The sequence below is a fragment of the Micromonospora sp. B11E3 genome, assembly GCF_039871625.1.
In the GTDB taxonomy this organism is placed as follows: Bacteria; Actinomycetota; Actinomycetes; order Mycobacteriales; family Micromonosporaceae; genus Micromonospora.
The window spans coordinates 1-8015 of the sequence record NZ_JBDPMC010000138.1 but is presented as its reverse complement, the minus strand read 5'-3'; the positions used below and the strand labels follow the sequence as shown (position 1 = coordinate 8015).

Below are 8015 nucleotides of genomic sequence, written 5' to 3'. Positions count from 1 at the left end.
CCGGTGGCAGCACGTGGAGCCGACCAGAAGACCCGCGTACGCGGGCAGGTGGCCATGAAGCGTGAACCCGGCACGACACCAGTCGGTCAGACCGGGACCGTCCCACCGCAAGGCGGGACTACCAACCATGTGCTCACTAGAACGCACTGAAAGGTGACGGAGACGGTGGACTGGGATGAGGCACGGGCGCTGGCCCACTCGGTGGCCGAGCCGCTGGCGCCCAACCGGCTGGACCCCGCGGCAGCGGTCGGCACGACGCTGGCCCGGCCGCTGCTCGCCCTGATCGACCTGCCGTCGTTCGACCGGTCGGCGATGGACGGCTACGCCGTGCGGGGCGCGCCGCCGTGGACGATCCGTGGTCGGGTCGGTGCGGGCCAGACCGCCGGGCCGGCGCTGCGGCCCGGCGAGGCCCGTGAGGTGGCCACCGGCGCCCCGGTTCCGGAGGGAACCGAGGGGGTGCTGCCCTACGAGCAGGCCCGTCGTTACGAGCAGTCGGTGACCGCGGCGGCGACTGCGCCGCCTGGCCGGCACGTGCGCCGGGCGGGCGAGGAGTGTCGGCGGGGGGAGCAGCTGGCCCCTGTCGGCACGCGGGTCACGCCCCAGCTGGCCGCGCTGGCCGCCGCAGTCGGCAACGACCTGCTCGAGGTGCACCCGCGGCCGTTGGTCGGCGCGCTGCTCACCGGCGACGAGCTGTGCAGCAGGGGGCTGCCGGGGCCGGGCGCGGTGCGCGACGCGATCGGTCCGATGTTGCCCGGGCTGATCGGATGGGCGGGCGGGCAGCCGGCCGGCCTCACCCGGCTGCCGGACTCAGAAAGGGCGCTGGCCGTCGCGCTGGAGGCAGGCAGCGGCCAGGTACTGCTGGTCTCGGGCTCGTCTTCGGCCGGACCGGCCGACCACCTGCGCCCGTGTCTCAAGCGGCTCGGCGCCGAGCTGCTGGTCGACGGCGTGGCCTGCCGGCCGGGTCATCCCCAGTCGTTGGCCAGGCTCCCGGACGGGACGCTGGTCGTCGGGCTGCCCGGCAACCCGCTGGCCGCTCTCGTCGCGTTCCTGACCCTGGCAGTACCGGTGCTCGCCGGGCTGCGCGGGGAGGCGCCGCCCCCGCTGGGCACCGCGCACGGCCCCCGGCTGCCGCGGCGTCCCGGCGTCACGACGCTGATTCCGGTCCGGGTACTCGCGGGTGTCGCGGAGCCGGTGACGCACGTCGGCAGCGCGATGCTGCGCGGCGCCGCCGGTGCGGACGCGATTGCGGTCGTCGGGCCGGGCGAGGGCCCAGTACGGCTGATCGCGCTGCCCGGCGGGGGGTGCTGATGGGCAGGTTGTCGGTCCGCAGGCCTGTGCTGCGGATCACCCCGGCTGGCGCCCACCGCGTCCCGGACAGCCTCGCCGCCGAGGAGCCCTTCGAGCTGCGGGTTGGCGCCCGCGCGCTAGCAGTGACGATGCGCACGCCGGGACACGACGTCGAGCTGGCCCACGGGTTCCTGCTCACCGAGGGCGTCATCCGCGCCGCAGCCGATGTGATCACCGCCCGCTACTGCGGGTCCCGGGACGACGAGGGCCGCAACACCTACAACGTGCTCGACGTCGCGCTCGCGGCCGGGGTTGCGCCGCCCGAGCCGGGGGTGGAGCGCAACTTTTACACCACGTCCTCCTGCGGGGTGTGCGGCAAGGCCTCGCTGGACGCGGTGAGGCTGGCCTCCAGTTTCCGTCCCGCCGCGGACCCGGTGCGGATCAGCACCCGGGTGCTGGCCGGGCTGCCCGCTGCGCTGCGGGCAGGGCAGCAGGTCTTCGACACCACCGGTGGGCTGCACGCTGCGGCGCTGTTCACCGCCGACGGGCAGCTGCTGGTGGTCCGGGAGGACGTCGGGCGGCACAACGCCGTGGACAAGGTGCTGGGCTGGGCCCTGCTGGGCGGGCGGGTCCCGCTGCGCGGGTGCGTGCTGATGGTGTCCGGGCGAGCCTCCTTCGAACTGGTGCAGAAGGCGGTGATGGCGGGCGTGCCGGTGCTGGCCGCGGTCTCCGCGCCGTCCTCGCTGGCCGTCGATCTGGCCGTCGAGTCGGGTCTGACGCTTGTCGGCTTCCTGCGCGGAGCGAGCATGAACGTCTACGCCGGCGCCGAGCGCGTGCTGGTGGAGCAGGCCGAGTCGGCCCGGCAGCCGCCTGCGGCGCCGGGCGCCGGGGGCCGGGAGCTGGCAGGGCAGGAGAAGGTGGGATAGTCCGGGGCCATGCTGCTGCGCTATCTCGAGTATCTCGACGCGCTGGCGCGGGTACGGCACTTCGCCCGCGCCGCCGAGGTGTGCCACGTCTCGCAGCCCGCCCTGTCGGCGGGAATCCGCAAGCTGGAGACCGAGCTCGGCGTGCAGGTCGTTCGACGGGGCCACCGGTTCGAGGGCTTCACCCCGGAGGGCGAGCGGGTCGTCGCATCGGCGCGTCGGATGCTCGCCGAGCGCGACGCGCTGTGCCATGACCTGACGGCGATGCGCGGGGCGTTGTCGGGGGTACTGCGGATCGGGGCGATCCCGACCGCCCTGACGGCGGTGGCACTGCTGACCGAGCCGTTCTCCGCCCGCCACCCGCTGGTGCGGCTCGTGGTGGAGTCGCTGTCGTCGCGCCAGATCGTGCGCCAACTGGCGGCGTTCGAGCTCGACGTCGGGATCACTTACATCGACGGTGAGCCCCTGGGCGCGGTCCGTACCGTGCCGCTCTACCGAGAGCGCTATCTGCTGCTCACGCCGGAGGGCGGCCCCTTCGCCGAGCGCGACAGCATCGGCTGGGCCGAGTTGTCGGAGGTGCCGCTGTGCCTGCTTCCGTCGAACATGCAGAACCGCCGCATCCTCAACCAGCACTTCGCCGAGGCCGGGGTGACGATTCTGCCGAAGCTGGAGTCCGACACCCTCTCGGTGCTCTATGCGCACGTCTCGACCCACCGCTGGTCGACGGTGATCGCGCAGCCGTGGTTGCACGCCTTCGGTGTTCCGGACGGAATGCAGTTGATTCCGATAGCCGGGCCCCAGCGCGCGCACCACGTCGGGCTGGTGCTGGCCGACCGGGAGCCGCCACCGATGCTGGCGAGGGCGCTGCTGGACGTCGCGACGACGCTGGACATGCGAGCCGAACTGGAGCGGCTGATCAACCGGCACACTCGCCGGTCCGCCGCGTAGAAGCCCAGCTCAGATCAGGTGACAGGGTTTGGAACCCGACAGGCTCGGTTCAGTCCTTCAACGGATACGGGATGAAGGTGCTCCGGTTCTCGTCCAGGTCGAGCCGGCGGCTGATCGGTGGGGCGGCCCGCTGCGGGCAGGTCATCCGCTCGCAGGTCTTGCAGCCAGGGCCGATCGGTGTGGCGGCCCCCGCTGCCTGCAGGTCCATCCCGGCAGAGTAGACCAGCCGGTCGGCGTGCCGGGTCTCGCAGCCCAGGCCGATCGCGTAGACCTTCCCCGGCTGGTTGTAGCCGCCGTGGTGGCGGGTGATGGTGCGGGCAATCCACAGGTAGCGTTGCCCGTCGGGCATCGTGGCGACCTGCACGACCACCTGGCCGGGCGAGCTGAACGCCTCGTAGACGTTCCACAGCGGGCAGGTGCCGCCCGTCCTGGAGAACGGGAAGCCGGTGGCGGACTGGCGTTTGGACATGTTGCCAGCCCGGTCCACCCGGACAAAGGAGAACGGCACGCCGCGCGCGCGGGGGCGTTGCAGGGTGCTGAGCCGGTGGCACACGGTCTCCCAGCCCATCGCGAAATGCTGGGTGAGCAGGTCGATGTCGTACCGGCGCTGCTCTGCCGCCGACAGGAACTGCTCGTACGGCAGGATCAGCGCTGCGGCGAAGTAGTTCGCCAATCCGACCCGGGTGAGGATCTGGGTCTGCGTCTCGTCGAACTGTTCCTCCTCCACGATCTCGTCGATCACGTCGGCGAACTCCAGCAGCGCGATCTGCGCCGCCATCCGCATGGCCTCCTGTCCGGCCCGCAGCGACGTCGACAGGTGCAGGGTGCGGGTCTGCGGACGGTAGCGGTGCAGTTCGTCGCCCAGCGAACTGGCGTCGTCGCGGCGCACGTGAACGTCGTGCCGCTTGGCCAGCCGGTCCTGCAGTGCGGCTGCGACCTCGCCACGGCGGAGTCCGATGCTTGCGGCCAGCCGCTCCGCCGCCTCGTCCAGGTCCGGTACGTAGTTCTGCCGGCGGTAGAAGAACTCGGTCACCTGGTCGTGGGGGCTGTGGCCGATCGCGTCGCGATTGCCCAGCAGTTCGGCGAGCTGCTCGTCCGCCTGCCGGTACCGGCGATGCAGGTCGATGACCGCCTCCGCGACCTCAGGCAGCCGGGTAGCGAGTTCCGTGAGATCGGCGACGCCCGTCCGACCGGGGAGAGCCTCTCGCAACCCGGCGACCAGCCTCGGGGTGTCCCGGGGGGCGAAGGTGGTCGGATCGACGCCGAACACCTCGGTAATGCGTATGAGCACCGGGACGGTCAGCGGCCGCGCATCGTGCTCGATCTGGTTGAGGTAGCTGGGCGAAATGTTCAGCAGGCGCGCCAGGTGCGCCTGGCTGAGCGCTCGGTCCTCGCGCATCCGGCGCAGCCGGGCGCCGCCGAAGGTCTTGGCGATCGCCATCACCTCCCCGCTGGTCGTTGGCAGGTCGGACAGCATTGGCAGGATGCGAATATACCCGTTAACAACTTCGCAAGATGGCGCGGGAAATTCTCAGAAATTGGCCGGTTCCGTCCCTCGACCCGCCGTCGGCGCCATGTGACTGTTGGCGGCACGCCGGGACCGGCCATCGGGTCAACCCCGCACCGCGGGCACGTCCGGAATGCCGGCGTCGTCGACTTCCGAGGGGACAACATCATGCAGAACGCCGCTGAGCAGTTGCGTACCGAGTGGGAGACCGATCCGCGTTGGCGGGGGGTGCGGCGCAGCTACCGCGCGGAGGACGTGGTGCGCCTGCGCGGGGCAATCCAGGAGGAGCACACCCTCGCCCGGCACGGGGCGGACCGGCTGTGGCGCCTGCTGCACAGCGAGGACTACATCCACGCCCTGGGCGCGCTCACGGGCAACCAGGCCGTGCAGATGGTCCGGGCCGGCCTCAAGGCAATCTACCTCTCCGGATGGCAGGTGGCCGCGGACGCCAACCTCGCCGGGCACACCTACCCCGACCAGAGCCTCTACCCGGCCAACTCGGTGCCCATGGTGGTGCGCCGGATCAACAACGCCCTGTTGCGCGCCGCCCAGATCACCACCGCCGAGGGCGAGACGGCGGGAACCGACTGGCTGGCGCCGATCGTCGCCGACGCGGAGGCCGGTTTCGGCGGCCCGCTCAACGCCTACGAGCTGATGACCGCGATGATCACGGCGGGCGCGGCGGGGGTGCACTGGGAAGATCAGCTCGCCGCCGAGAAGAAGTGCGGCCACCTCGGCGGGAAGGTGCTCATCCCCACCGGCCAACATATTCGCACCCTCGAGGCGGCGCGGCTCGCCGCCGACGTCGCCGGCGTGCCGTCAGTGGTCATCGCCCGCACCGACGCGCAGGCTGCCACGCTGCTCACCACCGACGTGGACGAACGGGACCGGCCGTTCGTCACCGGCGAGCGGACCGCCGAGGGCTTCTACCGGGTGCGTAACGGGGTCGAGCCGTGCATCGCCCGTGGCCTGGCCTACGCCCCGCACGCCGACCTGCTCTGGATGGAGACCAGCAGGCCGGACCTGGAGGTGGCCCGTCGCTTCGCCGAGGCGATCAAGGACCAGTACCCGGACCAGCTGCTCGCCTACAACTGCTCGCCGTCGTTCAACTGGCGCAAACACCTCGACGACGCGACCATCGCCAAGTTCCAGCGGGAGCTCGGCCACATGGGCTACAAGTTCCAGTTCATTACCCTGGCCGGCTTCCACGCCCTCAACTACTCGATGTTCGACCTGGCCCGTGGCTACGCCAGTGACGGAATGTCCGCGTACGTGGCGCTGCAGGAGCGGGAGTTCGCCGCCGAGGCGACCGGCTACACCGCCGTCAAGCACCAGCGCGAGGTGGGCACCGGCTACTTCGACCTGATCAGCACGGTGCTCAACCCAGCCGCCGAGACCACCGCCCTGCGCGGTTCGACCGAGGAGGAGCAGTTCGCATGAGGTACGAGGTCATCGGCCCGATGGCCGAGCGGTTCGGCGAGGTTCTCACCGCCGATGCGCTCGCCTTCCTGGTCGGGCTGGACGACGAGTTCGCCGCCAGCCGGGTGGCCCTGCTCGACACCCGGCGGGCCCGCCGCGACCGGTACGCCACCGGCCAGCTGCCCGACTTCCTTCCGGAGACCGCCGACATCCGCGCCGACCCCACCTGGCGGGTGGCCCCGCCGGCGCCCGGCCTCATCGACCGGCGGGTCGAGATCACCGGACCGCCCGACCGCAAGATGACCGTCAACGCGCTCAACTCCGGCGCGAAGGTGTGGCTCGCCGACTTCGAGGACGCCACCGCGCCGACCTGGCACAACGTCATCAGCGGCCAGCTCAACCTGATCGACGCCCTCGACCGGAGGATCGACTTCACCGACCCACGCGGCAGGCGGTACGCCCTCGGCGACGAGCTGGCCACCATCGTGGTCCGGCCGCGTGGCTGGCACCTCGTGGAGAAGGGAATCGCGGTGGACGGGCGGCCGATCTCGGCCAGCCTCGTCGACTTCGGGCTCTACCTCTTCCACTGCGCTCGCAGGCAGCTCGATGCCGGCGCCGGACCGTACTTCTACCTGCCGAAGCTGGAGAGCCACCGGGAGGCGCGGCTCTGGAATGACATCTTCGTCTTCGCGCAGCGGTATCTCGGCCTGCCGCACGGCACCATCCGAGCCACCACGCTGATCGAGACGATCACCGCCGCCTTCGAGATGGAGGAGATCCTGTACGAGCTGCGCGAGCACTCGGCGGGACTGAACGCCGGGCGGTGGGACTACATCTTCAGCGTGATCAAGAACTTCGGGCAGTGGCCGGACTTCGCCCTGCCGGACAGATCCGACGTCACCATGACGGTGCCGTTCATGCGCGCCTACACCGAACTGCTCGTGCGTACCTGTCACCGGCGTGGGGCGCACGCCATCGGCGGGATGGCCGCCTTCATCCCCAGCCGGGACCCGCAGGTCAACCAGGTCGCACTCAACCGGGTGCGGGCGGACAAGCGGCGGGAGGCCGGCGACGGGTTCGACGGCTCGTGGGTTGCCCACCCGGGCCTGGTCGAGACCTGCCGGGAGGAGTTCGACGCGGTGCTGGGCGACCGCCCGAACCAGCTCGATCGACTTCGCGACGATGTCAGCGTCACCGCCGCCGACCTGCTGGCCGTGGACAAGACCCCGGGCCAGGTCACCGCGGAGGGACTCCGGTTCAACATCGCGGTCGCGCTGCACTACATCGACGCCTGGCTCGGCGGCGTGGGCGCGGTGGCACTGTGGAACATGATGGAGGACGCGGCGACCGCCGAGATCGCCCGCTGCCAGGTCTGGCAGTGGCTGTACCACGGCACTCCGCTGGCCGGAGGCGGTTGCGTCACAGAGGAACTGGTCCGGTCGATCCTCGCGGAGGAACTTGCCGCCCTGGCCGCAGGACGCGAAGGCCACGACCGGGACCGTGCCGAGCGGGCCGCGCAGATCGTCGAGGAAACCGCATTCGGTGAGGACTTGCCGGCGTTCTTCACCAGCGGCGCGTACGCCCGCCACCTCGGTCCGGACCGAAAGTCCGACGCGCCGGTTGTCTGACTGCGGATGGCGGCGTGCTGGGAGCTGGGAAGGACCCCTGAGGCCTTCCCGGCTCCCGCCTGTGCGTCGTCGCTGGAGTCCCTCCAGGGCCCGAGGTGAACCGGACGCGCCACATTGGGACGTCGACCGTCCGGTACGAGGAACGGAGCTGCTCCGCCGGTGTCCCTGCCGCAGATTTGACTTCCTCTGCCCCCTGAAGAGGGCAGATTCCTGGCGGCGCTCATGCGGCACGCCGGGTGGTTGACGCTTCGCAGCCCACAGGTGCCGGGCTCCACGTCCGTACACGACCAAGCCCGGCCGCGT

The 8015-nt window shown here is 71.2% G+C and carries 6 protein-coding genes; 5 read left to right on the top strand and 1 reads right to left on the bottom strand.

The window, feature by feature from the left end:
• Positions 1 to 165: 165 nt before the first annotated feature.
• The 3 genes from ABGB16_RS32500 to ABGB16_RS32490 are packed head-to-tail and all read left to right on the top strand — an operon-like array spanning position 166 to position 3158.
• Positions 166 to 1308, top strand: coding sequence for a molybdopterin molybdotransferase MoeA (locus ABGB16_RS32500; RefSeq protein ID WP_347671896.1), 1143 nt, complete (start codon positions 166 to 168; stop codon positions 1306 to 1308).
• Positions 1308 to 2213: a formate dehydrogenase accessory sulfurtransferase FdhD gene (gene fdhD / locus ABGB16_RS32495; RefSeq protein ID WP_347671895.1), complete on the top strand. Its 906-nt coding sequence runs from the start codon at positions 1308 to 1310 to the stop codon at positions 2211 to 2213. Before ABGB16_RS32500 ends, fdhD begins: the two co-directional genes overlap by 1 nt.
• A 9-nt stretch (positions 2214 to 2222) precedes the next feature.
• The gene (locus ABGB16_RS32490) at positions 2223 to 3158 is read left to right on the top strand and encodes a LysR family transcriptional regulator (RefSeq protein ID WP_347671894.1); all 936 of its coding nucleotides are present in this window, start codon (positions 2223 to 2225) and stop codon (positions 3156 to 3158) included.
• Positions 3159 to 3207: 49 nt separating this feature from the next.
• On the opposite strand, the gene ABGB16_RS32485 is transcribed toward ABGB16_RS32490, so the two are convergent.
• Positions 3208 to 4635: a short-chain fatty acyl-CoA regulator family protein gene (locus tag ABGB16_RS32485; RefSeq protein WP_347671893.1), complete on the bottom strand. Its 1428-nt coding sequence runs from the start codon at positions 4633 to 4635 to the stop codon at positions 3208 to 3210.
• Positions 4636 to 4833: 198 nt separating this feature from the next.
• Here ABGB16_RS32485 and aceA point away from each other — a divergent pair, with 198 nt between their 5' ends.
• Both aceA and aceB read left to right on the top strand, forming a co-directional pair.
• Positions 4834 to 6105 carry an isocitrate lyase gene (gene aceA / locus ABGB16_RS32480; protein WP_347671892.1) on the top strand — a complete coding sequence of 424 codons (1272 nt, stop codon included), beginning with the start codon at positions 4834 to 4836 and terminating at the stop codon, positions 6103 to 6105.
• The gene (aceB, locus tag ABGB16_RS32475) at positions 6102 to 7712 is read left to right on the top strand and encodes a malate synthase A (RefSeq protein WP_347671891.1); all 1611 of its coding nucleotides are present in this window, start codon (positions 6102 to 6104) and stop codon (positions 7710 to 7712) included. The genes aceA and aceB overlap by 4 nt, the downstream gene beginning before the upstream one ends.
• Positions 7713 to 8015: the final 303 nt, after the last annotated feature.

Excerpts from the sequence above, each read along its gene's own strand:
- aceA (WP_347671892.1), top strand. The coding sequence starts at position 4,834 with ATGCAGAACGCCGCTGAGCAGTTGCGTACCGAGTGGGAGACCGATCCG.
- ABGB16_RS32485 (WP_347671893.1), bottom strand. The coding sequence starts at position 4,635 with ATGCTGTCCGACCTGCCAACGACCAGCGGGGAGGTGATGGCGATCGCC.
- fdhD (WP_347671895.1), top strand. The coding sequence starts at position 1,308 with ATGGGCAGGTTGTCGGTCCGCAGGCCTGTGCTGCGGATCACCCCGGCT.
- ABGB16_RS32490 (WP_347671894.1), top strand. The coding sequence starts at position 2,223 with ATGCTGCTGCGCTATCTCGAGTATCTCGACGCGCTGGCGCGGGTACGG.
- aceB (WP_347671891.1), top strand. The coding sequence starts at position 6,102 with ATGAGGTACGAGGTCATCGGCCCGATGGCCGAGCGGTTCGGCGAGGTT.